This window comes from Winogradskyella epiphytica (assembly GCF_003217215.1).
In the GTDB taxonomy this organism is placed as follows: Bacteria; Bacteroidota; Bacteroidia; order Flavobacteriales; family Flavobacteriaceae; genus Winogradskyella; species Winogradskyella epiphytica.
On sequence record NZ_QJTD01000001.1, the window covers coordinates 1,150,117 to 1,175,655 of the forward strand.

At 34.6% G+C, this 25,539-nt stretch carries 17 protein-coding genes and 1 tRNA gene; 8 read left to right on the forward strand and 10 right to left on the reverse strand.

Features of this window, described 5'->3' with window-relative positions:
* Positions 1-28: 28 nt before the first annotated feature.
* From DFQ11_RS05040 to DFQ11_RS05065, 6 genes are all read right to left on the reverse strand, one after another.
* A complete protein-coding gene (locus DFQ11_RS05040) occupies positions 29-2,398 on the reverse strand; it encodes a DUF2357 domain-containing protein (protein ID WP_110474734.1) in 2,370 nt (789 codons plus the stop codon).
* A 6-nt stretch (positions 2,399-2,404) separates the two neighbouring features.
* A complete protein-coding gene (locus DFQ11_RS05045) occupies positions 2,405-4,528 on the reverse strand; it encodes an McrB family protein (RefSeq protein ID WP_110474735.1) in 2,124 nt (707 codons plus the stop codon).
* Positions 4,518-5,621 carry a DNA cytosine methyltransferase gene (locus DFQ11_RS05050; protein ID WP_110474736.1) on the reverse strand — a complete coding sequence of 368 codons (1,104 nt, stop codon included), beginning with the start codon at positions 5,619-5,621 and terminating at the stop codon, positions 4,518-4,520. The genes DFQ11_RS05045 and DFQ11_RS05050 overlap by 11 nt, the downstream gene beginning before the upstream one ends.
* Positions 5,611-5,838: a helix-turn-helix domain-containing protein gene (locus DFQ11_RS05055; RefSeq protein WP_110474737.1), complete on the reverse strand. Its 228-nt coding sequence runs from the start codon at positions 5,836-5,838 to the stop codon at positions 5,611-5,613. Before DFQ11_RS05055 ends, DFQ11_RS05050 begins: the two co-directional genes overlap by 11 nt.
* Before the next feature lie 397 nt (positions 5,839-6,235).
* Positions 6,236-9,100, reverse strand: coding sequence for a DNA polymerase I (gene polA / locus DFQ11_RS05060; RefSeq protein WP_110474738.1), 2,865 nt, complete (start codon positions 9,098-9,100; stop codon positions 6,236-6,238).
* A gap of 464 nt (positions 9,101-9,564) precedes the next feature.
* Entirely contained in the window at positions 9,565-9,825 is a 261-nt protein-coding gene (locus DFQ11_RS05065) for a hypothetical protein (RefSeq protein WP_110474739.1), read from the reverse strand.
* Between the two features lie 275 nt (positions 9,826-10,100).
* Between DFQ11_RS05065 and DFQ11_RS05070 the strand changes: the two genes are divergently transcribed.
* From DFQ11_RS05070 to DFQ11_RS05080, 3 genes are all read left to right on the forward strand, one after another.
* A complete protein-coding gene (locus DFQ11_RS05070) occupies positions 10,101-11,513 on the forward strand; it encodes an aldehyde dehydrogenase family protein (RefSeq protein ID WP_110474740.1) in 1,413 nt (470 codons plus the stop codon).
* A gap of 94 nt (positions 11,514-11,607) precedes the next feature.
* A complete protein-coding gene (locus DFQ11_RS05075) occupies positions 11,608-12,837 on the forward strand; it encodes a metallophosphoesterase (protein ID WP_110474741.1) in 1,230 nt (409 codons plus the stop codon).
* A 109-nt stretch (positions 12,838-12,946) separates the two neighbouring features.
* Positions 12,947-13,243 (forward strand): thioredoxin family protein, encoded by a 297-nt coding sequence (locus DFQ11_RS05080; RefSeq protein WP_110474742.1) that lies wholly within the window; start codon positions 12,947-12,949, stop codon positions 13,241-13,243.
* 91 nt (positions 13,244-13,334) lie between these two features.
* Here the strand turns inward: DFQ11_RS05080 and DFQ11_RS05085 are convergent, their stop codons facing one another.
* Complete coding sequence (locus DFQ11_RS05085) at positions 13,335-13,973, reverse strand: polysaccharide deacetylase family protein (RefSeq protein ID WP_110474832.1); 639 nt, start codon at positions 13,971-13,973, stop codon at positions 13,335-13,337.
* A gap of 6 nt (positions 13,974-13,979) precedes the next feature.
* Positions 13,980-17,372 carry a glycosyltransferase family 117 protein gene (locus DFQ11_RS05090; protein WP_110474743.1) on the reverse strand — a complete coding sequence of 1,131 codons (3,393 nt, stop codon included), beginning with the start codon at positions 17,370-17,372 and terminating at the stop codon, positions 13,980-13,982.
* Between the two features lie 151 nt (positions 17,373-17,523).
* Here DFQ11_RS05090 and DFQ11_RS05095 point away from each other — a divergent pair.
* Positions 17,524-17,596: transfer RNA gene (locus DFQ11_RS05095), tRNA-Gln, on the forward strand.
* A 102-nt stretch (positions 17,597-17,698) separates the two neighbouring features.
* On the opposite strand, the gene DFQ11_RS05100 is transcribed toward DFQ11_RS05095, so the two are convergent.
* Entirely contained in the window at positions 17,699-18,523 is an 825-nt protein-coding gene (locus DFQ11_RS05100; RefSeq protein ID WP_110474744.1) for a universal stress protein, read from the reverse strand.
* Positions 18,524-18,675: 152 nt separating this feature from the next.
* Between DFQ11_RS05100 and rimP the strand changes: the two genes are divergently transcribed.
* The 3 genes from rimP (at position 18,676) to infB (ending at position 23,288) form a co-directional block, all read left to right on the forward strand.
* Positions 18,676-19,140, forward strand: a complete 465-nt coding sequence (gene rimP, locus DFQ11_RS05105; RefSeq protein WP_110474745.1) for a ribosome assembly cofactor RimP — start codon at positions 18,676-18,678, stop codon at positions 19,138-19,140.
* Positions 19,141-19,152: 12 nt separating this feature from the next.
* Entirely contained in the window at positions 19,153-20,385 is a 1,233-nt protein-coding gene (nusA, locus tag DFQ11_RS05110) for a transcription termination factor NusA (protein ID WP_110474746.1), read from the forward strand.
* Positions 20,386-20,471: 86 nt separating this feature from the next.
* Positions 20,472-23,288, forward strand: coding sequence for a translation initiation factor IF-2 (infB, locus tag DFQ11_RS05115; RefSeq protein ID WP_110474747.1), 2,817 nt, complete (start codon positions 20,472-20,474; stop codon positions 23,286-23,288).
* 204 nt (positions 23,289-23,492) lie between these two features.
* Here infB and DFQ11_RS05120 read toward each other — a convergent pair whose 3' ends face one another.
* Positions 23,493-23,876 (reverse strand): SPOR domain-containing protein, encoded by a 384-nt coding sequence (locus DFQ11_RS05120; RefSeq protein WP_110474748.1) that lies wholly within the window; start codon positions 23,874-23,876, stop codon positions 23,493-23,495.
* A gap of 292 nt (positions 23,877-24,168) precedes the next feature.
* Between DFQ11_RS05120 and DFQ11_RS05125 the strand changes: the two genes are divergently transcribed.
* Positions 24,169-25,461, forward strand: coding sequence for a c-type cytochrome (locus tag DFQ11_RS05125; protein ID WP_110474833.1), 1,293 nt, complete (start codon positions 24,169-24,171; stop codon positions 25,459-25,461).
* Positions 25,462-25,539 lie beyond the last annotated feature (78 nt).

Consider the following 25,539-nt stretch of genomic DNA (forward strand, 5'->3'; position numbering starts at 1 on the left):
TTTAATATAATAGGATATTTTATTATGTTTATGGAATTTTAACGTTCATTAATTCAGTTAAGGTTGTTGTAAAAGGGATTCCTGCTCTTATTCTAGGATTTTTATATTTTTTTTCTAACTCTTTGTACTCTTTTGTATCATTACAATCAAACCTTGCCCCTTTAAACTCAGATATTATATCACTTTCAAATTCCACAACCAAATAGGCATCTTTCTTTGCGTCAGGATGTAAATCTGCTTCAAGTTTGCTTCCAGTGTAAACTTTTATTCCTTTTTTAAGTTTGTATAGATTAGTTGCTATACCATCTTTAGATTCTCTAATTAATAAAAACTCTGCTTTAGCTTCTTTTTCTGTAAAATGAAGTGCTCCATCTTCATCATTCATTCTAAAGTTATATTTACCTTCTTTGTGGAACCATTCCATTCGTTCTTTTCTTAATTCACTTTTAGCGTAACCAACTAAAACATAGGTTTCGTCAGGAATTAATTTTTTATTATTTACATATTCAGGAAGTGGTTCATTCAAAGGTTTAGATTTTCCATCTTTTGTGATTTCATAAGTTTTTGATGCAATATTCTCTCTTTGAGAAGCTCTATTTACAAGATGATTAATTACTTTGTCAATAAAATTAGACAAATCCTCTATGTTTTCTTTTTCATTATTCGGATTAATAGCAAAAGCACCTAGACCAGGAATGAGCTCATGAAATCCTTTGAATCTTGTTTGTTTAGTTCCTGGATATAATATATAGGCTCCTCCAGTTCGTCTAATGGCATCTTTGTAGGCATGCATTTTAAGTAAATCTGCATTTTTATATTTCCCAGCGCGCTCTTCTTTTTTAATTTTATTTAATACTTCTTCTTCCTCTTCTTTTGACAATTCTAAGTCGGTATCATTTGTTTTAACATTAAAATGATTGACTTTATACTTGGCATCAAAATGAATATGAACTATTTGTTCTTCAATTTCAGCTTTAGTTTCAGTCAGTTTTTTTGGCCAAATAGTTAGAGTATAATCTGGTCGCATTGCTGTAGTCCAACTACCAGCTTTTGGAAAACTATCTTTGTTTCCTGAGAAAGTTCTATTAAAGGAGAATTTAATATTTAAGGCTCTATTTTTAATTATGCTACTTCCTCTCAACGCAGTGTGTCTTCCAGATTTTATAATTAAATTTAATCCAGATTTTGTTGTTTCAAATAAATGCTCATAAGGTTTGCCTTCATGTTCTAAATGCGATAGATTGAATTTGCTTTTAAACAAATCATACAACACAAAGAATAACCAATACTCATATAAAGTAGCAATATCTCTTTTGCCAGCTATATAGTCGTCGTCTTGTGCTCCAGTCCATGTTAGTTTAGATGCCAAGTCAAACATTAACCAAGATTTTAATATCTGCCTATAGCCACTTTTTCTTTGTAAAGTTGGCGAGTTTAATTTTAAAGTTGTTGGTCTAGACACTTCTTTAAAAAAAGAATGATTTAGGTAATTTTCTAATGTATTTGCTAAATAGTCTGCCTCTTTTTGGTCTTTAGAATCTGGTTCGAAAGCACTACTACAATTTTCACAAAATTGTAAATAGGTTTCTAAAGCATGTTTTATAAATCTGTTTTCTGGAGTATCGAGAGAAGGTTCTTGTTTATAGCTGTTTATTTTTATAGGAACACTAGTAAGTTTATCTTCATTATACAAACTATGCTGCTTAGGTAAAGGCATTCTATTAGTTCCTTTTATAAGTTCTTTTACATTTTTATTAGTAAATTTTTTAATACTCCTAATATCCACATTTTCATTTCTATTAATCCAATTTGTTTTAGGACCAGAAAAAATTCGCATTATTGAGGCTTCAAATTCATCATTGCCAATTACTGACTTCACAAAACTAAATTTTTGATAAATGATTTTATTGCCTTTTGTAAAATCTGGCTCAAAATATTGGTTAACAGGTGAGTTAGATTGCATTAATAACTCGGTACATTTCTCTGTAATATCTTCAACCATAGAGCGATAATTCTCTCTATAGCTTTTGTCAAAGTTATTTTCAGAATCGAACTTGGTAGCTAATACTTCTAAATGATATTTTAGAGTTTCATTTTCACTTTTATTAATAATATTAAGTTCTAATGTGCCTACATAATTACCTGGAGCAATTATACCTCTACTTGTAGTTTCGCTATTTGAAGGTATAAATTCCTTCGAAGGAACTAATTGATATGCTTTATCTGAAAACTCATATTCGTAGCGTTTAGATTCTAGTATTTGTATTGTTGCTTCTCCAAATTCTTCGGCTTCTTGAGGTTCAATTTCAAAAATTTGAGCATTCTTTCCAATAGTATATATAGTTAGGAATACACCTTTTTTAAATTCAACTTTTATGGAAGGAAAACTTTCTTTCATTGATTACTATGCTTCTGCATAACTAGTAAAGCCATTGGCTATAACATTGTTGTACATACGTGTTATTTTATTAAGAGAAATAGGATAAATTACTTTTGCTTCTATTTTATCGGTATTAGTAAATATGTCTCTTTTTTGTTCATCATTAAATGCTTTTGATAAATCTCGATCATAACATAAAGTGGCTAATACCTTTAAAACGCCTACTAATTTATTTCTGCTACCATGCAATTTTGGAAGTAATTTTTGCATAATTGCTACGTCAATTTTAAAGTTGTCATTTATTGGGTAAACATTAGAAAAGAGATCTATTTTCTTTAAATTAGGATTAATGCTTTCTATCTGCTCAAACAATGTTTGTATTTCACTAACTGTTCTATAACCAAATTCAGCTCCTACATCTTGTAGTGCACTAAAAAATTCTTTTAATTCCGTATTTAATTTTTCAAGATTTTTATTTCTTGTTTTCTTTGTCTCTTCGTCTATTTCTTCATTAGATTTCAAAACAAAATCTTTTCCAAATTGAGCTCCTAAACCTATTTTTGTTTCATCATCTAAAAGCTTCTTCATGTCTAGCGGAATCACAGATTCAAAATAATCATTCAAATCTGTATCGCTAACTCTAAACTCAATCACATTTGCTCTATCTAAAACCTTTGGGCTAAACATATACGTAGTTTCGTCTATATTTACAGTGCCAATTACATATAAGTTCTTAGGCCAAGTAAGTGCATTTGGTACTTCAATTGCGTTTTCAAAGCCTTCAATGTCATTACTATTTAAATTAGTTTTTGTACTATGTAATTTAAATTCATTTTTAGATTCCATGACGCTTAAAAAGTCTGCAAAATAACGTTCTACATGACTTAAGTTCATTTCGTCTAGAATGAGAAAATAAGGTTTATCCTTGTTGACTTCATTATTTGCTTCAATTAGTAATTTTAAAGCACCATTTTCTGGTAAAATATATTCTTTATTATCTAAAGCATTTACATAACCTAAAAGTGGCTCTCTATTAGTCCAATCTGCACCAACAGGTATTAACGTGTATTGTTCATCACTCTCACATATCCATTTTGCAAAAGCTTCTGCCAGTTTAGTTTTACCAGAACCAGACAAACCACTTAATAATACAAATGGTTTTGTTGTTAATGAGGCGATGTATCTTGTTATTAGTTCAGGTTTGTAGATTAAGCCTGAGTTTTTGCACGCTTCTTGAAAGGATTCAGAATCAAATTTTATTTGTGTTATTTTAGGTTTGCAATTTCCTTTTAAAGTTAGGATAAAGGTCTTGCCATCTTGTAGAAGTATGTAACTAGGAAATCTATTTTCGATGAAATTTTTTAAATTTTTGAAGGATAGATTGTATTCGCCATTTGCATTCCACTGCGTTGTAAAATAGTAATACTTATCATCTTTAATATAAATTGGTTCTTCAAAAAATCGAATAGTATTTGCAGATGATAGTGATTCCTTATTTTGAGGTTTGTCAAATTTACCTATAAGATTTTTGAACCAATCATGGTCATAAATTATATACTCTTTTCCTTTTATAGTTGAATTCTTCGTTTGTGATTCACTCAATACAGCTTCCCAATTATCTTTATAAAAATGTTTAAAAACCATTAATGAAAAATCTCTTATTGAATTTGAGGAAATTTGTGCTTCTTCACTTTCATTGGAAGTGACAGGTTTAAATTTATCAGTTAGTTCGTCAAGTTTAGTAATAGCAAGTTCTATTTTAGAAATTTCAAGATTAATATATTGTTCAGGGTCAATATCCTTTAAAAGTGGGGAATTTGCCCACATAATTATCTTACTCAAAGTAGTAAACATTGGTTTTGTTTGGACAGTTATTTGTGCATTTGCTGGACCATCATTAAAAAATTGACTACCTAAATCTCTCCAATCTCGCTCAACATAACCTTCATGTCCTACAAATTCTGAAATATTATTTTTTATGTCTTTTAAACAATTCAAAAATGAGTCTAAACTCAAATTGAAGTATTTTTTATTTCCTCCTTTTCCCGAATTACTAAATGTAATATTACCACCTCTTTTTTCAAGTTCAGCTGTAAATTTCGAATCGGTATTTTCAAATTGTGAAAAATCTAATAAATTATTTGTCATTATTTAATAATTGTTTTAAAATTTCATTCGTAAGTGTTTTTACAACTGGAACGGAAACACTATTTCCAAATTGCTTATATGCTTGATTGTCTGAAACAGGTATTTTATACCAATCATTTATAGGATATCCTTGCAACCTTGCTGCTTCTATAGGGTGAAGTTTTCTAGGTCTATCATCTCTATCTTTTATGTTTTTCTGCTCAATAAGTATTTCACTTCCATCTTTATAATATCTAGCTGAAATAGTACTTGTGTATTTTGAGGTTTTGTTAAATAAAGAGTATCCAAAACCATTACCTTTAATTGCATGTTCTCTTTTCCTTCTTTTGTGACCTGTCCATAACTTATCTGAAATTGTATAAGTTTTATTAGCTTTCAGTTCTAGCTTTTTTAGTTGAGTGTTTGTAAGAAGAATATCCCCAAGTTTTGTTTTTTTTGCTAGTTCTTCGCGTTTACTTTTATCAAATATTACTTTGTTCTCTTCATCTAAACCAAATGGAAAATTAAATTCTTTTGCTTTTATTTGCTTTTTATGCCAAGCCACAATAAAAATTCTTTCTCTGTTTTGAGGAACTCCAAAATATTTGCTATTAAGTATCTCAGAGCTAACATGGTAGTCCATTCTATTTAGAATTCTTTCAATAGTTTCAAAGGTTTTGCCTTTGTCATGGTTTTTAAAACCTTTTACGTTTTCTAATAAAATTACCTTAGGGACTTTTACAGTTTTATCTTTTTTATTAGCTTTAATTTTGGAGTGTATAATCTCTTGAATATTAAAAAACAATGTGCCACGAGTATCTTCGAATCCTTTTTTTAATCCTGCGTTAGAGAAAGGTTGACATGGAAATCCTGCACATAAAATATCGAATTCAGGAATTTCATTGTAGTTCAATTCTGGGTCTGTTATATCAATATTGAAATTTCCATTCTTAAAAATTTCAGGAGATATTTCTTTAAAATTTTCCTCATAAGTAATTCTCGCAAACTTGTCCAATTCTGAAGCAAAAACACATTCTCCTCCATTTTCATGCATAGCTATGTGAAAACCACCAATTCCAGCAAAAAGGTCAATAAACTTAAATTTATTTTTCATCTAGGAACACTTTATCATTAAAAAAAGTTCCAAAGTTTGATTCTAGAGCGTGAATTATTCTCTCTAAGACCCTAACGGTTACATTTCGTTTTCCCGTTTCTACGCCAGTAATATAGGTTCTATCAACATTAGCCCTGTGCGCCAAAGCTTCTTGCGATAGGTTTTGGATTTTTCTAAGTGCAAGTATGCGCTTGCCAATTTTTTTGTTAATACTCATATAATTTGAAAAAAATATAAAATCAAATTTAGTCTGATGTTGTGTTTATTACAACGGACTATGAGTCACCTTTTAATAAAGTTTAGTTTTGTTAATTTTGTGGCAAAATGCAGTGTCAGGCCTTGTCTTTGTGATTTTCTATTTCATTTAATCAGCAAAAGAGCATGATGTAGTATATTAAAAGAAGTATAAGTAGTAAGTTTTTCAAATTTTAAGTGTTAAACGCATGAAAACATTAATTTTTTTTCAAATTAAAAAGTGAGGTAACTATAGTTTCAAAATTATTCACCATATTTATTTGCGTTAGGGAAAGTAGTGGAAAGCAGACAGTGAGGTAAGAACGAGGTCTTGCAACGGATAGCCTGACCTTTCTAGGGTACCGTCCAAAATATTAGATTTAATGCGCCTCCAACCAATTCACTCCTACATCCATTTCTACATCTAAAGGAACATCTAGGGTAAAGGCATTTTCCATTTCGGTTTTAATCAGCGTTTTCATGGTTTCCAGTTCTGGTTTATACACATCAAAAACCAATTCATCATGTACTTGTAAAAGCATTTTGGTTTTATAATTGCCAGCTTCTAGCTTATTATAAATATGAATCATGGCAACCTTAATAATATCTGCGGCACTTCCTTGTATGGGTGCGTTTACCGCATTACGCTCGGCAGCACCACGAACTACAGCATTTCTAGAGTTAATATCTTTTAAATAACGCCTTCTGTCTAAAACCGTTTTTACATAGCCATGATCTCTAGCAAAATCCACTTGCTTACTGATATAAGCTTTTAGTTTCGGATAGGTCTCGTAATAAGTGTCAATCAAATCTTTGGCTTCGCTACGCGATAAATCGGTTTGGTTGCTTAGTCCGAAAGCAGAAACCCCATAGATAATTCCGAAGTTTACCGTTTTGGCATTACTACGTTGCTCTCTGGTAACTTCGGCCAAAGGCACATTAAACACCTTAGAAGCGGTAGAGGCGTGAATATCTTCACCATTCTTAAAGGCTTCAATCATGGTTTCCTCTTCGCTTAAAGCGGCTATTATACGTAATTCTATCTGCGAATAATCGGCAGCGAGCAAGGTGTATTCTTCACTTCTTGGGATAAAGGCCTTTCTAACTTGTCTGCCACGTTCCGTACGAATCGGAATGTTTTGTAAATTAGGATTGTTACTACTTAAACGTCCCGTCGCTGCAACCGTTTGCATATAATCGGTATGAACGCGTCCTGTCAAAGCTTCAACCTGAAGTGGTAAAGCATCAACATAAGTACTCTTCAATTTAGCCAGTCCTCGGTATTCTAAAATATGTCGAATAATCTCGTGGTCTTTGGCCAGGTAAGATAAAATATCTTCTCCTGTGGCATACTGACCGGTTTTGGTCTTTTTAGGCTTATCTACCAATTTCATCTTCTCAAACAACACAATACCCAACTGCTTTGGTGAAGCAATATTGAACTCTTCGCCTGCAGCTTCGTAAATGCTCTTTTCAAGATGGGCAATATCGTTATTAAGTGCCTCTGATAACGAATTTAAAAAGTAGGTGTCTAAATTAATCCCTTCCAACTCCATAGCGGCTAACACACGTAACAGCGGAATTTCAATCTCATCAAATAACTTCTGCGTATTGGCTTCGCCTAACTCCTTTTCAAAATGTTCTTTGAGCTGAAGTGTGATATCGGCATCTTCTACCGCATATTCGGTTTGTTGCTCTAAAGGCACCTCTCGCATAGACAATTGATTCTTGCCTTTTTTGCCGAGTAAGTCCGTAATAGGAATTGGTGTATAGTTTAAATAGGTTTCTGCCAATACATCCATATTGTGTCGCATATCTGGATTAATCAAATAATGCGCTAACATCGTGTCGAAGAGTTTTCCCTTCACTTTAATATTATACTTGGCGAGAACTTTAATATCGTATTTTAAATTTTGGCCGACTTTCTCAATGGCTTCACTTTCGAAAAATGGTCGTAAAACTTCAATTAATTCTTGGGCTTCATCGCGGTCTTCAGGGAAAGGCACATAAAAACCTTTGCCCACTTCCCATGAAAAAGCAATACCCACCAATTCGGCCGTAAGCGGATTAAGTCCTGTGGTTTCCGTATCAAAACATACCGAAGTTTGATTCATTAAATTCTTAACAAATAAGGTCGTTGCCATGCCTGAAGCGACACTTTGATAAAAATGAGATGTGGTTTCGGCGGTTTTACGGGTGAATTCTGAAACCGTGTCAGCACCTGGTGCACTAGCATCCGGACTTCCGAAAAGCGAAAACTGACCTTCTCCGGCTTTAGAACTTGAACTTGAGGTTGAAGCTGAGGTTGAAGTCGAACTTGAACTTGTGGTTGTAGCCGATGCCGAAGAGGCTTCGTCTCTATCTACAGCAAAAGTCTTATTGAAATTATCAATTAATCGTCGGAATTCTAATTCTTGAAAAATCTCAGTCACCTTCGGAATGTCTGGTTCAGATAATTCAAAGTCTTTAGCGCAAAACTCCACAGGAACATCTAGCATAATAGTGGCTAATTGCTTAGAAAGTAAGCCCAGCTCTTTATTGGCTTCAATCTTTTCCTTCATTTTTCCTTTGAGCTGATCGGTACTCGCTAAAAGGTTCTCCATACTGCCAAACTGCTTGAGAAACTTCTTTGCGGTTTTTTCACCCACACCAGGGAGTCCTGGAATATTATCGGAAGAATCACCCATCATCCCCAAGAAATCAATCACCTGTAAAGGATCTTCTACTTCAAACTTCTTTTGAACTTCAGGAATACCCCAAGTTTCATAACCTCCTCCAAAAACAGGGCGGTACATAAACGTGTTCTCTGTGACCAATTGGGCAAAGTCCTTATCCGGAGTCACCATATAGGTTTTAAAACCTTCTTTTTCGGCTTGTCGCGATAAAGTTCCAATCACATCATCGGCTTCATAACCTTCCTTCACCATGATAGGAATATGCATGGCTTTCAAAATCTCCATAATATACGGAACAGCCGTTTTTATACCTTCAGGAGTTTCATCTCGGTTCGCTTTATAGGCTTCAAACATCTCCACCCTATCGGCACTTCCGCCTTTGTCAAAACAAACTGCCAAATGATCTGGGCGTTCGCGTTTTATCACATCTAAAAGCGAATTCATAAAGCCCATAATGGCTGAGGTATCTTCTCCTTTAGAGTTAATTCTTGGATTTTTTATAAAAGCGTAGTAACCACGGAAAATAAGAGCGTAAGCATCTACTAAAAAAAGACGTTTTTGGTCTGACATTGTATAAGTTTTGAAAGGATTTCAAAGCTACGAAAAACTTATTAGACCTTTAGAATTTTTGAAGGCTTCACTGCGATTTATTTAATTCCTTTATATGAAAAACATAAGCTGATTTTTGAAGGTGTTTTTGCCAATATTGTGATGCTTTAATTGAGAAGGCCTAATCTTCCATAGATACTCCATAGATACTCCATAGATACTCCATGGATACTCCATGGATACTTCATGGATACTTCATGGTGACTCTGAGGTGACTCCGAAGTGACTCCGAAGTGACTCCGAATAAGGAAAAAATGGAATGTGTTGAAAAAATAGGAGAAACGGCCGCTGTATTTTAACCCATATCTTCGGAAGAATTGCAAATGAATACTTTCATAATTAATGAAGAGTGAAATGGCCTTTAAATAAAAAAGCCGAAACTCAAGTTCCGGCTTTTTTGTCTAAAATATAGGGTGTATCGCTTATTAACAAAGCTTCGTAGTTTTTACTTTAATCTGAAGGCTTTTTCTATAAGCTTTAATACTGATAATCTCATTACTCTTTTTACGATTCATCCTTAAAATTTTCGCCTTAACTTCAGCAGAAATACGAACTGGTTCAAGCTCTAATTTTTCTGATGTCGTTGTTTCATTAAGTTCAGTATCATTGGCGTTTACAACTTCCTCCTGAGCGTAGGCTCCTAGTGAAAGCGTTAAAAATAATATGATAATTAAACTTTTTTTCATAATCAGAAATTGGTATTTTGTTTTAACTTCGACTCAAAGAAACAATAGATAGAATAGATACAAGAATAATTTAGATGAAACCATTCGATAAACGGTTAAGGGGAACTACCTCGTAAAAAATATCGATGAAATGCACAAAATGGCTTGATGGCCCTTTAAATACATAGATAGATTTGATGAATGATCAATTCAAAAGCTTGAAAACTAGAGTTTAGCAGAAGGTGTCGACGAAATACATAAGATGAGCCAATAAGGCTTATAAATAGTGATAAATTATGAATGATTATAGAGATAATCCATACTTCGAGTTGTTTTCGAAACAGAACGAAAATCAATTTGCAGTAGGAAATAGAACATTTAAAGAACGTTTTAAAACTTTAGATAAACTGCAGCGCGCCATTGAAGTTACCTATAGAACACAAATTCATGAGGCTCTGAAAAAGGATTTAGGGAAACCTACGGTAGAATCGGAACTTACAGAAGTCTATGCCATTATAGGAGATATAAAATTTGCGAAGAAGAACTTGTACCGATGGATGCGAAAGCAACGCGTAGGAACACCATTGTCTTTAATAGGGTCTAGTTCGTACATTAAATATGAACCTAAAGGGGTCTGCCTAATTATTTCACCGTGGAACTTTCCTTTTAATCTAACATTCGGGCCGTTGGTGTCAGCAATTGCTGCAGGAAATACGGCTATTATTAAGCCTTCTGAAATGACGCCAAACTGTTCGGAATTAATGGCAAAAATAGTAGCTGATATATTTTCCGAAGATGAGGTTGCCGTCGTGCAAGGTGAGGTCGAAGCCTCTACCGAATTACTAAAACTCCCTTTTAATCATATCTTTTTCACAGGATCACCTAATGTGGGTAAAATTGTAATGAAAGCGGCCTCTAAGCATTTGGCTTCAGTGACCTTAGAGTTAGGTGGAAAGTCGCCAACAGTAGTTGATAAAACCGCTGACCTCGATAAAGCAGCAAAGAAAATACTGTGGGCTAAATTTTTAAACTGCGGACAGATATGCGTGGCGCCAGATTATGTCTTGGTAGATGAGGCTATTAAAGACAAATTTATTGCAGCCTGTAAAAAATGGTTGAGCAATTTTTATAATGATAATTCTAAAACATCCGAATCTTATGCACGTATTGTAACGGATAAACATTTTGAAAGATTAAACACACATCTCGAAAATGCAAAAAGTGAAAAGGCTAAGTTTGAAGTAGGTGGTCAAACCGATTCGGAATCAAGGTATATCGAACCAACTATTATTTCCGACTTAGACCCTGAGTCTTCATTATTGGAAGAAGAAATATTCGGACCTATTCTACCTATAGTCACTTATAAGAGTTTGGATATGGCCATTGCTTATATCAACTCTAAACCACGACCATTAGCGCTTTATATATATAGTAAGAGTAAATCCAATACCAATAGAATAATCGATAATACCAGAGCAGGAGGTACCTGTATTAATAATAGCATCTTGCATTACGCTAATCACGAATTGCCTTTCGGAGGAGTCAACAATAGCGGAATAGGGAAGAGTCATGGATTCTTTGGCTTCAAATCGTTTAGTAATGAACGCGCTGTAATGAAACAACATACATTTGGAGTGACAGAATTGTTATTTCCGCCTTACTCTGGTCTAAAAGAAACCTTAGCGCGCATAACCATTAAATGGTTTTAGGTCATTCCTGACCCCTTTACTATCAAATGTTTAACACTTTCATAAGATAAGTCGCCCTGGCATATCCGTAAATTTGCAACTATAAATTTATGATATGATGCGTTGGGCAATATTTGCTATACTTTATATACTACTTACGGTTTACGGTTTTCAAGCTATAAAACGAGTAACTAAGAAAACATGGATATACTATGTGTTTTTTGGGATGGCCATATTGATAGCTGGAAATCTTGTATTTCAATTTGCTTCAGGTGATGCAGGACGGGTTTTAACACCGGGTAAAAGTTATGCTTTTGGGTTTGTATTAGCTTTTATGGCTTTTAACTTAGTACTACTGCCGTTCTTAGTTGGTGAAGACATTATTAGAGGAAGCTTTGGCTTATATAAGAAAGGCTTAAAAAAGGATAAGTCCTTCTATATGCCCTCGCGTAGAAAGTTTGTGAGTCAAGTTGCTTTAGGCTTAGCGGCTATTCCATTTTCGTCTTTATTATATGGGATGTACCAAGGGAAGTACAATTTTAGAGTGTTGAGGTACGTCCTTCATTTTGAAGACTTACCAGAAGCCTTTGATGGTTATAAAATCACTCAAATCAGTGATGTCCATTCCGGAAGTTTTGACGATAAAGAAAAGATAGAATACGCAATCAATTTAATTAATGAGCAGAAGTCTGATGTCTTAATGTTTACAGGAGATATGGTAAACAATAAAGCTTCAGAAATGAGGCCTTGGAAGGAAACTTTTGGCCGATTGAAAGCTAAAGATGGTAAATTCTCTGTCTTAGGTAATCACGACTATGGTGATTATGTCGATTGGGAGTCAGCCGAAGCAAAACAAAAAAACTTAGAAGAGTTAATAGGAATTCAAAAAGAAATTGGTTTCGACCTACTGCTCAATGAAAGTCGCTATCTAGAAAAAGAGGGGCAACGATTAGCATTAGTTGGCGTTGAGAATTGGGGAAAAGGTGGTTTTAAAAAAGCAGGTGATTTAGAAAAAGCCACATCACAAATTCAACCGGATGATTTTAAAATACTACTAACCCACGATCCAAGCCATTGGGAAGCTGAAGTTTTAAAAGATCCTAAACATTTTCACTTGACTTTAAGTGGACATACCCATGGGATGCAATTCGGCATAGAAATTCCAGGTTGGGTGAAATGGAGTCCTGCAAAATGGCGCTACAAACACTGGGCGGGTATCTATAAAGAAATGGGACAATACATTAACGTTAATAGAGGTTTTGGCTATTTAGGTTACCCAGGACGTGTGGGTATATGGCCTGAAATTACGGTGATTGAGCTCAAAAAAGGGACTAAAAGTGCGTAATTGTAAAGAATTGTTTATTTTTATGATATAAGAATTGAACTACTAACCATTATAGTCACGAATGTGAGATGGTTAATGGGCATTTTTTATTTGACTAAAATTATAACGTATGTCAAAATTTGGGGAATTAATAGATGTTGAAATTCCAGTGCTTTTGGACTTCTACACGGAAGAGAACGATCAGTCTGTGGCGATGCATACCGTATTACGGGATGTGGCGGCTGCATTAGGCGATAAAGCCAGAGTGATTAAAATCGATGTCGATAAAAATAAAGATCTGGCTGAAGCTCTACGCATAAAAGGGCTGCCTACTTTAATAATCTACAAAAATGGTGAGATGAAATGGAGGCATAGTGGTGGACAAGATGCTAATACCTTAATCAATATCATTTTAGAATATGTCTAAATGAGGACTACTTTCGCAAGTATAAAGCTCTAAGAAATACACTTTTTAGCAATTACAAAACGTCATTAAGAACAGGGTAATTCATTCAGATCTACAGTTTCTTAAACTCGTAACCCTTTACACTATAATAGTCCAATACCTTTGGAAGTGCATATTTTAAATTGCGAGAGGCTTTTACACTATCGTGAAATACAATAATACTACCTTCTTTTGCTGTTGAAGTGACCTTTTCTAGACAAGACGCTTCAGATACATTCTTATCCCAATCAAAGGATAATACATCCCACATGATGATCTTATAGCCTAAATTGCGAATTCTTCGAATTTGCTTGTTTCTAAACCTCCCATAAGGTGGTCTAAAAAGTTTCTGATAAGTAGGGTTGGTTTTTGAGTTGATGAGCTGCTGCGTGTTTTCAACACTTTCAACATAGGCCTTAGTGGTATGTTTCCAACCTAATAAATGATTATAGGTATGATTGCCTACGGTATGCCCATCGTCTAATAGGCGTTGAAAAATGTCTGGATGCTTTTCTATATTATTGCCAATACAGAAAAAAGTCGCCTTGGCATTATACGTCTTTAAAGTAGACAGCACCCAATCCGTAATTTCCGGAGTGGGGCCATCATCAAAAGTGAGATATAGTTCCTTTTTATGGGTAGGAATACTCCAGATAAAATTAGGGAACATTGTCTTAACAAAGCCTGGCGTCTTAGCTGGAATAATCTTCATAGCCATTTAATTCTCAGGAGCAATTTTTTCAATCGTGTCTTTTAGAGCTTCGTAGATATCAGCATCTAATGGCATTTCCTCTTCTTCCATTGGTTGTTCCATCAGCGCATCAAATAAAGTCAGATAATTGTTAAATCGCTTAGTTTCTTCAAGGGCAAAGTCTCTGTCGTTATGGATCACTAAAATATCTATCAGAGATCGGTAACGCTGAATATCCATATAGATGTCCTCGAATACTAAATTCTTTTGCTGCTCTATATCTAAACCACCATAATAAGTTAAGTTTTCTTGATATTTTTTAGCAACTTCTTTATACAAAGCACGTCCTTTATCAATATTACCTACTTCGTAGTAAGCACTCACATATGGCTCGAGTAGAGAATAGAATCCAAACTTATCTACAGGCATATTCTCCATAGCAATATCTGCAATTTCTTCCGCCTTGTCTAATTGGTCCTCATTGAGTAACTGCTCTATTAAACGTGCTAAGTTTCCTCTATAAGTAATACCATTTCTTCGGGTTTCAATATCGTGGTAGATGTCTTCTTTACTTCCGCCCCATTCCCAATTCTTCACCATGTCATACATAAGCTCAGAATCAACACGACCCATATCATACGGATTGGCTCTATCTACAGGTGTTTTAATTGGTACTAGTTTGTAGCACATACCATCCAACTGTAAATAGTCTTTTAACCAAATATAGTCATCAGCTCCAAATGCACCTCCTGTAAAATAAATTGGTCGTTCCCAATTATTATTAGCAAGGATATCTAACATTAACAGACGATTCTTGTAGATATAAGAACCTTCAATCTCCATAAATAAATGATCTTCAATTTTATCGGCATCCTTAGGTTTTACTAAGCCGGTTTTTAGAACCATTTCTTTATTTACAGGAATACTAATGTTTCTTGATGGGAAATAATTAGAATTCAAAATATGTCTAGGGTATCCATTTGGGTCTTCACCTTGTCTTTCAGCCACATATTTAAATTTCGTATTAGGTTTATCACTTGATATGAAATCAACAAAGTAATCAATAGATAAAGTGTCGTCTGTGATTTCTCGTCTAATTATAACATCTCTTGTTCCGCCACGGTATTGTTTATGGGTTAATTGAGACGGAATAGGATCACTTTCATAAGCTTTCCGCTTCATCTGATCGATATACCAATCGGTTTGGAACAAACTCGTATTCACCACGCGTACATCGGTACGTACACCTTCAATTTCTTGTAAATACCATAATGGGAAAGTATCATTATCTCCAATGGTAAATAAAATCGCATTTGGTGCACAGGACTCTAAATATTTTCGAGCCATTGAATTGGTGGTGTACTTTCCTGAACGATCGTGATCATCCCAGTTATTAGCCGCTAAAATACCTGGTACAATAATAATACAGGCTAAAGTGATAAGTGGTGCTAAAAGTTTTGTTTTTACTCGTGTCTTTAAGAAATCATAAATCGCATAGACACCAAAGCCTATCCAAATCGCAAATACATAAAAAGACCCTACTACGGAATAATCACGTTCTCTTGGCTCAAATGGTCTTACATTAGTATAAAATTGAATTGCAATACCAGTAAGTAAAAAGAATACTAACAGTACCCAAAAGCGTTTGAGATCAGAAAACATTAAAAAGAAGAACCCAAGGAGTCCTAAAATTAATGGTAGGAAGTAATACGTATTTCTGGCTTTATTTTCTAAAACATCTGTTGGTAAATTATCTTGTGAGACTCCTAAATGCATAGCGTCAATAAAGTTAATTCCAGATATCCAGTTGCCATTTTTATGATTGTATCGTCCTTGAATATCATCTTGTCTCCCTGTGAAATTCCACATAAAATAACGCCAGTACATATAGCCAAATTGATATTGGAACATATACATAATGTTATCTATAAAAGAAGGCTTCTCTATAATTAAATACTGCTGTCCGTAACGTTTTAGGAATTGATTATAATCGTCGTAATCAACCTCACCACGCATCACACGCATTCTAAAATCATTTACAATCTGATCTAATTGTTGTTTTTCTTGCAGCGCATATTGTCCAGCTTGTTCTTCTGTTAAGCCAGCACTTAAGGCATCGTTATAAACGCGTGTTTGAATCGCAGGATTAACTTTAAAGTCAATTAACCCGGTAAACATCATGTAGTTTTGAGCATGTTCGGCACTCCACATTCTTGGAAGTATAGAAGCGTGCTCGTGATTGTAATTTTGTTTACTCTTTTCCCAATCGTTAATAATAACGTATTTGCCTAGTTCTTCGTCGCGCTCGTAATTCTTTTTATCATCTATAAAAGGTTCATCTTTGTCTGCGCCAGAATAAACCTCTGTAAATAAAGGTCCGTAAAATAAATGCGTTTCAGGGTACTGCTCTAAATTGTAATATGCAAGAAGCTCTCTAGCATCCGATGGATTGTTTTCGTTGATAACTACATTAGCATTCGCACGAATAGGTAACATCGTCCAAGAAGAGAACCCGATAAAAATAAACATTAAGCTAAGCACCAAAGTGTTGGCATGAATAAGGCCTTTTTTACGTGTGTAATTCAATCCAAAATAGAACAAGGCAATAACTAATAGTCCGGCGATAATGGTTCCTGAATTAAAAGGCATACCCATTGAGTTCACAAAAAACACTTCAAAGTTTCCGAAGAGTTTTAATGTGGTTGGTAATAATAATTTAAATATAAAGAGAAGAATTGCAGCTGACGCAATATTCGCTATGATGAAATTTTGAACGGTGATCGTTTTATAATTCTTAAAATAATAAATCAAACCTATTGCTGGAATGGTTAATAATCCCATAAAGTGAACACCAAAAGACAGTCCAATGACAAAGGCAATTAAAATCAACCAACGATTTCCTCTAGCATTATCCATGTCTCGTTCCCAACGCAAGGCTAAGTAGAACATGATAGCCATAATCATAGTCGCCATGGCATAAACTTCCGTTTCAACAGCGTTAAACCAAAAAGTATCTGTAAATATAAAAGCTAAACTACCAACTAAAGCACTACCTAAAATAGCATAAGCTTTCCCTGAAGAGTTGCTCTCGTCATATTTGGTAAGTTTTGTAAGAAGCAAGGTGATGGTCCAAAACATAAAAAGTATAGTGAAGGCACTAGCCACACCACTCATCATGTTCATAATCATACCAATTTGTGAAGGTTCTAAGGCAAACATGGAGAAAAATGCGCCCAACATCTGAAACAAAGGAGCTCCTGGTGGATGCCCTACCTGTAATTTTGATGAGGTTAGAATATACTCGCCTGCATCCCAAAAACTAACAGTAGGTTCAATAGTAAGAGCGTAAACTACAAATGCCACTGTAAAAACAAGCCATCCTAGAATGTTGTTCCACTTTTTAAAGTTAAAATCTGTCATAAAAACCTTGCTTAATAATGCAGGCGAATTTACTATTTTTTACACAAACCCCTACCTTTTTAAGTTAAGGTTAATATTTTTCAAAAATTTTGTGTTTATTTTTTGTTCAAATGAAACTTTGTATTAAATTTGCACCCTCAATTTGAGAGATTGGCCTATGGTGTAACTGGCAACACGTCTGGTTTTGGTCCAGAAGAGTCTAGGTTCGAGCCCTAGTAGGCCAACAAAAAAATCCTAATCATAAATACTTGATTAGGATTTTTTATTTTATATAACTATTTGTTGATGAGCGATTTAGCGTAGTGCGCGTGAATTGTTAAAGACACTTAAATCTTAAAAGTGATCACCGGACGATTAGCGTGGTTGACTAAATCTTCACTGATACTGCCATTTAAAAAGTGAGCAATGCCTTGTCTTCCATGTGTGCTAATTCCAATTAAATCGGCGTTTAAATCTTTTGAAACATTTAAAATTCCTTGTTCAACGGTATAATCGTTGTGAATGGTAATGGTATAATAATCAAATTTTTGTCCAGAGATAAAATCGTTAATTCTAGTTTCTGCTTCATGTGTGGTCATAAAATTACTAGAAGTAATCACTAGGACTAAATGAATTTTCGCGTCAAAGGCTTGTGCAAACGCTACAGCTTGTTTATAAGTTTCTTTACTGTCGTTTTTAAAATCGGAGGCAAAAACAAAATCAGAGACTTCAAAATTATCATGGGCGTTTTTAATAACTAATACAGGAACATCAGACGTTCTTACCACTTTTTCGGCATTAGAGCCTACAAACATTTCTTTAAGTCCAGTGGCGCCGTGAGACCCCATGACAATTAAATCAATATTAAATTCTTTACACGAATCTTTTATTTCGTTAAATGTAATGTCGGCTTTCAAAGATTCATGAACAGGAATGCCTTTTAAATAATCTTGAGACATTAAGTCTTCAAATTTTTTCCTTGCCAATTTCATAAAAAATAAGGCTTCAGGAATATCGCTATGTGAATTTGCCGGATCTGTATGTTGCATGGGAATTTCCATCATATGCAAAAGGTAAATCTCAGAATTGTGCTTTCTAGCTAATATGGCAGCAACTTTTAAGGCGTTTTCGGCTTGTTCGGAAAAATCTGTGGGTACTAAAATTCTCTTCATTTTGGTTGATTTGTGTTAGTCCTATAAATTTAAGAAATTAAATCCATAATAGGATGCTTGGGAAAATTAATTTAAAATCGTATATTTGCACCGTTGTTTACTAAAAATAAATAAGCGAGAGGACGAAAAGTCCTCTCTTTTTATATCATTACATGTTTAAGAAAATAGTTGAAGACTTATTACAAGCCGCATTAGAAGAGAGAAAAGACCTGTTTCTTATAGATTTTTCACTCTCAGGAGATAACGCAATAAAAATTGTAATTGATGGGGATGAAGGGGTCTTAGTAGAAGACTGTATGTTTATTAGTAGAGCTATTGAGCATAATATAGATAGAGATGAGCATGATTTTTCTTTAGAAGTGTTATCATCTGGAGCAGCAACCCCCTTAACCTTACCTAGACAATATCATAAGCATGTTGGCAGAAACTTAGAAATTTCAACCTTAGATGGTCATGATTTTGAAGGTGAGCTAAAAGAAGTGAACGAAGAGGATGTGGTAATCAGCTGGAAGGCAAGAGAACCTAAGCCTGTTGGAAAAGGCAAAGTAACAGTGACAAAAACAGAAACTGTTAGGTTTGACAATATTAAAGAAGCAAAAGTTAAAATAAAATTTTAATACATATCAAATATGGAAAATGTAGCGTTAATTGAATCATTTTCAGAATTTAAAGACGACAAATTAATAGATAGAGTTACGCTAATGGCAATTCTTGAGGATGTGTTACGTAATGCATTGAAGAAGAAGTATGGTGATGATGATAATTTTGATATTATTATAAACCCTGATAAAGGGGATTTAGAGATTTGGAGAAATCGTATAGTTGTTGCAGATGGTGAGGTTGAAGAACCAAATCAAGAAATTGCCTTATCAGAAGCTCAAAAAATAGAGCCTGATTTTGAAGTTGGAGAGGATGTAGCAGAAGAAGTGAAGTTAATCGATTTAGGAAGACGTTCAATCTTAGCATTAAGACAGAACTTAATTTCTAAAATTCACGAACACGATAATACAAACATTTATAAGCACTTTAAAGAGCTTGAAGGTGAGATTTATACAGCAGAAGTTCATCATATTCGTCACAGAGCAATCATTTTGCTAGACGATGATGGAAATGAAATTATCCTACCTAAAGACAAACAAATTCCTTCAGATTTCTTCAGAAAAGGAGAAAACGTAAGAGGAATTATTGAAAGTGTCGAATTAAAAGGAAGTAAGCCGGCTATTATTATGTCTAGAACTTCACCGGTATTCTTAGAGAAATTATTCGAACAAGAAATACCAGAAGTATTCGATGGTTTAATTACGGTTAAAAAAGTAGTACGTATCCCTGGCGAAAAAGCAAAAGTAGCAGTAGATTCTTATGATGATAGAATTGATCCTGTTGGAGCTTGTGTGGGGATGAAAGGATCTAGAATCCACGGTATTGTACGTGAGTTAGGAAATGAGAATATTGACGTAATCAACTATACTAACAATATTCAACTTTTTGTAACAAGAGCTTTAAGTCCAGCGCGTGTTACATCTTTAAAATTAGATGAAGAGAATATGCGTGCAGAGGTTTTATTAAAACCTGAGGAAGTTTCAAAAGCAATTGGTAGAGGTGGTCATAACATTCGTTTGGCTGGTCAATTAACTGGTTATGAAATCGATGTATTCAGAGAAGGTGCAGAGGAAGATGTAGAGTTAAAAGAATTCTCAGATGAGATTGAAGGTTGGATTATAGCTGAATTCAGTAAAGCTGGTTTAGATACTGCTAAAAGTATCTTAGAGCAGGATGTTGTTGATTTAGTGAAGCGTACAGATTTAGAAGAAGAAACTATCCTAGATGTGATTAGGATTTTAAAAGAAGAATTTGAAGAATAATATCTTTTTAATTGAGAATGGTTTTTTATAAATCATTTTGAAGTTAAATAGGTATAACATATATTTAAGTATTTTACAGGCAATTTATGGCTCAAACAACAAGATTAAATAAAGTATTAAGAGAATTAAATATCTCAATAGACCGTGCTGTGGATTTTTTAGAATCCAAAGGTTTCGAAATTGAGAAAAGTCCTAATACTAAAATTTCCCAAGAGGTTTATAAAACGCTTTCAGATGAGTTCCAAACAGATGCATCTAAGCGTGAAAAAGCTCAAGAAGTCAGTGAGGCTAAACTTAGGGAGAAAGAAGAGCTTCGCTTGCAAAGAGAACGCGAGCAAGAGGAAAAAGAAAGACTAAGAGCGGAAAGAGAAGCTGTGGTTAAAGCTAAGGTAGAACTTAGTGGGCCTAAGCAAGTTGGTAAAATTGACTTAGATAATAAAGGAAAAGAGGAGAAGAAAGAAGCTCCTAAAGCGCCTGAAGTTAAAGAAACTCCTAAGGTTGAAAAGACCGAGGAAAAAACTGAAAAGGTTAAAGAAGAACCTAAGAAAGTTAAAAAGACGGAACCAGTTAAAACCACTGAAAAGGTTGAAAAAACTGAGAAGTCTGAGAAGTCTGAAACTGTAAAAGCTAAAGAAGAACCTAAGAAAAAAGAGGAACCTAAGAAGGAAGAGCCTAAAAAGGCAGATACTAAGAAAGAGGAACCTAAAAAAGAAGAGGCAGAAACAACTTCAAATGAACCTGTAGAAGAGACTTTAAAGACAAAATATCAAAAACTGTCTGGTCCTAAAGCAACAGGTCAAAAAATTGATTTATCTCAGTTTAATAAACCAAAGAAAAAGAAGGAAGATAAATCTAGTAGTACCGATGCTAACAAACGTAAGAGACGTAGAATTAGTAAAGGTGGAAATACTGGATCTAAACCAAATTTCGATAATAGAAGAGGTGGACAGAAACCTAGAGGTGGCGCAGCGCGACCTAAAGTGGTTAAAGAAGAGCCTAGTGAAGAGGATGTACAAAAGCAAATCCGTGAAACTTTAGAAAAGCTTCAAGGAAAGTCCAACAAAGGCAAAGGAGCTAAGTACCGTAGAGATAAAAGAGATCAGCACCGTCAACAAACGGAAATTGATCAAGAAATAGCAGCAGCAGAAAGTAAAACGCTGAAGGTAACTGAGTTTGTTACCGTAAGTGAAATGGCTACAATGATGGAAGTTGGGGTAACTCAAGTGATTTCGGCATGTATGTCTTTAGGTATGATGGTAACCATGAACCAAAGATTGGATGCAGAGACATTAACTATTGTTGCTGATGAATTTGGTTTCGATGTAGAGTTTATAAAAGCCGATATTGAAGAATCCATTAAAGTTGTAGAAGACGATCCAAAGGACTTAGTGCCTAGAGCGCCTATCGTAACAGTAATGGGGCATGTCGATCACGGTAAAACGTCGTTATTAGATTATATACGTAAAGAAAATGTAATCGCTGGTGAGTCTGGTGGAATTACACAGCATATCGGAGCTTACGGGGTTCAACTAGATAATGGTCAAAAAATGGCCTTCTTAGATACTCCAGGTCACGAGGCCTTTACAGCGATGCGTGCACGTGGTGCTCAAGTCACCGATATTGCTATTATTGTGGTAGCGGCAGACGACGCCATAATGCCACAGACAAAAGAAGCTATTGCTCACGCTCAAGCAGCAGGAGTTCCAATAGTGTTTGCGATTAACAAAATTGATAAGCCTACAGCAAATCCTGAAAAGGTAAAAGAACAGTTGGCACAAATGAACCTATTGGTAGAAGATTGGGGTGGTAAAATACAATCTCATGATATTTCTGCAAAAGTAGGTACTGGTGTTAAAGAATTACTTGAAAAAGTATTACTTGAAGCTGAATTATTAGAATTAAAAGCGAATCCAAATAAAGATGCTAGCGGTACTGTTGTAGAAGCATACTTAGATAAAGGTAGAGGGTATGTGTCAACCATCTTAGTACAAGCAGGTACGTTAAAAGTTGGTGATTATGTCCTAGCAGGAAAGAATAGTGGTAAAGTAAAAGCTATGCAAGATGAGCGTGGCCACGATGTGGAGTCGGCAGGTCCATCAACTCCTGTTTCTATTCTTGGTTTAGATGGAGCACCACAAGCTGGTGATAAGTTTAACGTCTTTGAAGACGAGCGTGAAGCGAAATTAATTGCGACTAAACGTACGCAGTTACAACGTGAGCAATCTGTAAGAACGCAACGACATATTACACTTGATGAAATTGGAAGACGTATTGCACTTGGAGACTTCCAAGAGCTTAATATCATTCTTAAAGGTGATGTGGATGGTTCTGTTGAAGCATTAACAGATTCATTCCAAAAATTATCTACTGAAGAAATTCAAGTGAATATTATTCATAAAGGCGTTGGTGCTATTACCGAAAGTGATGTGCTTTTAGCAACAGCTTCAGATGCGATTATTGTAGGATTTAATGTAAGACCGGTAGGTAATGCGAGAATGATTGCTGATAAAGAAGAAATTGATATCAGAACTTACTCTATTATCTATGCAGCAATTAACGATCTTAAGGACGCTATGGAAGGTATGTTATCTCCAAAGGTCAAAGAAGAAGTTACTGGAACTGCGGAAATCAGAGAAATCTTTAAAGTTTCTAAAGTTGGAAACATTGCAGGTTGTATGGTTATGAATGGTAAAATCTTTAGAAACTCTGGTATTAGAATCATTAGAGATGGTGTTGTAGTTCACACAGGTGAATTAACATCTCTAAAACGATTTAAAGATGATGTTAGAGAAGTATCTAAAGGCTATGATTGTGGTATGCAGTTTAAAAACTTTAACGACATCGAAGAAGGTGATGTTGTAGAAGCATTCCAAGAAGTAGAAGTAAAGAAAAAGTTGAAATAAAAACTTCATTATTATAAATAAAAAACCGACAAGTGATTGTCGGTTTTTTTTATGATTTAATTCTCGGTAAATAATCTAAGATTTTAAAGTTTAAGCCCCTTTTTTAAGGGGGTGTACATCGTATTCGGATTTCCTTCTAGATATATATTATGGTGCTTTAAAAAAGCCTTAAACAGTTGGTGTAATCCACGCTATCGACTGGCTTTATTTATCAGTTTTAGGCTGAAAGATAATAGCGTACATATACTTGGTTTTTATCTTAGCCCAAGCTCTATCGGCTTCTAATCGTGTAGAGAAGTTACCTACCCAAACTTTGTAATTTGGAGTGTTCCAAACGATATCTACTGGCCATTCGTTAAATTGTTCTAAGAATTTACTTTTTTCGAGTTGAGCTTTATCAGGATCTACATTTTGATAGACCTGAATTCTGTAAACGGTCGATGTAGTAATATCTCTCTTATATTCTAATAGTTTTTTAATATCGCTATCTTGGCTAACATTAACTGTTCCTTGCTGGGCTTGTAAGGAAAATGTGACTATTGAGCCTACTATAACGAGGCATAAGGTTTTTAATTTTAAATTCATCATTATCAAATTTTACACAAAGGTATGTTATTCAACGAAACAGTCATAAGTTTTATTATGCACTTTTTTAATGTAATCAATTGCACTTCAAGCAGTCGATATCTAAGCAGACTAAAATCATACAATGGCTTTTTAAAATAATTATTTAGAATTGTTATAAATTAGATATTAACACTTCTCTAAGATTTCTAAAATCCACTTTAAATGTTACTTTTGCCTGAGTTTTTATAACATCTTTTTTCAAGTTTTAATGAAAAAACCGTACCAAAGTTTAGAAGATAATTCAACTTATAATATGAAACAGGTGATTTACCGTAGTTTAACCACAAAGATCTCTCGTCTTTGTTTTGTTCTATTGCTTACGTTTTCAACCTCATTAATGGCTCAGGAAGGTGATCCAGTAAAGGGGAAGTCTCTCTATAATTCCAATTGTGCTGCATGTCATAGGTTAGATAAACCAATGACTGGTCCAGCTTTGCGTAATATAGAAGCAAGACTAGCTGATGAGCAAGGATTAGATAGAGAATGGCTTAATGCGTGGATTAGAAATAGTTCTGCTTTAGTTAAGGCTGGTGATGCTTATGCAGTAAAAACATTTAACGATCATAATGGAGTTCCTATGACTCCGTTTCCACAGTTAAGTGATCAAGATATTTCAGATATTCTTGCTTATACAGCAGAACCTAAGCCGGAACCAGTTGCTGCTGCAGGTGGTGGTGCTCAAGAAAGTGCTGGACAAGATCAAGGTGGTATCTCAAATGACCTTATACTCGGGGCATTAGTTTTAATGTTCGGATTATTGGCAATGGCACTAATCGTTGTTAGAAAAACATTAGATCGTTTTGCTGAAGCAAAAGGTATTGAAATTCCAGAGGAGGATAAAAAATTACCATTGTGGAAAGCTTTCGCTCAAAATCAATTTTTAATCATTGTAACAACGATCATCTTCTTGTTGGCAAGTGGTTATTTTGTATATGGATACTTTATGCAGGTTGGTGTAGATCAAGGTTACGAACCAGTACAGCCAATTCATTATTCACATAGAATTCACGCTGGTGATAACGGTATTGATTGTAAGTACTGCCACTCTTCTGCAAGGGTTAGTAAAACTTCAGGAATTCCTTCTTTAAATGTATGTATGAATTGTCATATGTCAATTTCAGAAGTAGCTCCAGAAACTTTAGCTGAAGGACAAGAATACGGTGTAGATTATAACGCTGAAATTCAAAAACTATACGATGCTGTAGGTTGGGATGGTACCGGTTATACGGGGGAAGCTAAACCTGTGAAATGGGTGAGAATCCATAACTTACCAGATTTTGCTTATTTTAACCACTCTCAACACGTAGAAGTAGGTGGGATTGAGTGTCAGACTTGTCACGGTCCTGTTGAGGAAATGGAAGTTATGAAGCAGCACGAAACATTAACAATGGGCTGGTGTATTAACTGTCATAGAGAAACAGAAGTGAAAGTTAAGGATAATGCATATTACACTAAGATTCACGAGGAGCTATCTAAAAAATATGGAGTTGAAAAACTTACGGTAGCACAAATGGGTGGATTGGAATGTGGTAAATGTCACTATTAATCCTGTAACATTTAAAGTGTAGTCTCAATAAAATTGAGAAAATATATATAATAGAAAAGAGTTAAATATTTTGGAAAA

Excerpts from the sequence above, each read along its gene's own strand:
- DFQ11_RS05040 (WP_110474734.1), bottom strand. The coding sequence starts at position 2,398 with ATGAAAGAAAGTTTTCCTTCCATAAAAGTTGAATTTAAAAAAGGTGTA.
- DFQ11_RS05045 (WP_110474735.1), bottom strand. The coding sequence starts at position 4,528 with ATGACAAATAATTTATTAGATTTTTCACAATTTGAAAATACCGATTCG.
- DFQ11_RS05050 (WP_110474736.1), bottom strand. The coding sequence starts at position 5,621 with ATGAAAAATAAATTTAAGTTTATTGACCTTTTTGCTGGAATTGGTGGT.
- DFQ11_RS05055 (WP_110474737.1), bottom strand. The coding sequence starts at position 5,838 with ATGAGTATTAACAAAAAAATTGGCAAGCGCATACTTGCACTTAGAAAA.
- polA (WP_110474738.1), bottom strand. The coding sequence starts at position 9,100 with ATGTCAGACCAAAAACGTCTTTTTTTAGTAGATGCTTACGCTCTTATT.
- DFQ11_RS05065 (WP_110474739.1), bottom strand. The coding sequence starts at position 9,825 with ATGAAAAAAAGTTTAATTATCATATTATTTTTAACGCTTTCACTAGGA.
- DFQ11_RS05070 (WP_110474740.1), top strand. The coding sequence starts at position 10,101 with ATGAATGATTATAGAGATAATCCATACTTCGAGTTGTTTTCGAAACAG.
- DFQ11_RS05075 (WP_110474741.1), top strand. The coding sequence starts at position 11,608 with ATGATGCGTTGGGCAATATTTGCTATACTTTATATACTACTTACGGTT.
- DFQ11_RS05080 (WP_110474742.1), top strand. The coding sequence starts at position 12,947 with ATGTCAAAATTTGGGGAATTAATAGATGTTGAAATTCCAGTGCTTTTG.
- DFQ11_RS05085 (WP_110474832.1), bottom strand. The coding sequence starts at position 13,973 with ATGAAGATTATTCCAGCTAAGACGCCAGGCTTTGTTAAGACAATGTTC.
- DFQ11_RS05090 (WP_110474743.1), bottom strand. The coding sequence starts at position 17,372 with ATGACAGATTTTAACTTTAAAAAGTGGAACAACATTCTAGGATGGCTT.
- DFQ11_RS05100 (WP_110474744.1), bottom strand. The coding sequence starts at position 18,523 with ATGAAGAGAATTTTAGTACCCACAGATTTTTCCGAACAAGCCGAAAAC.
- rimP (WP_110474745.1), top strand. The coding sequence starts at position 18,676 with ATGTTTAAGAAAATAGTTGAAGACTTATTACAAGCCGCATTAGAAGAG.
- nusA (WP_110474746.1), top strand. The coding sequence starts at position 19,153 with ATGGAAAATGTAGCGTTAATTGAATCATTTTCAGAATTTAAAGACGAC.
- infB (WP_110474747.1), top strand. The coding sequence starts at position 20,472 with ATGGCTCAAACAACAAGATTAAATAAAGTATTAAGAGAATTAAATATC.
- DFQ11_RS05120 (WP_110474748.1), bottom strand. The coding sequence starts at position 23,876 with ATGATGAATTTAAAATTAAAAACCTTATGCCTCGTTATAGTAGGCTCA.
- DFQ11_RS05125 (WP_110474833.1), top strand. The coding sequence starts at position 24,169 with ATGAAACAGGTGATTTACCGTAGTTTAACCACAAAGATCTCTCGTCTT.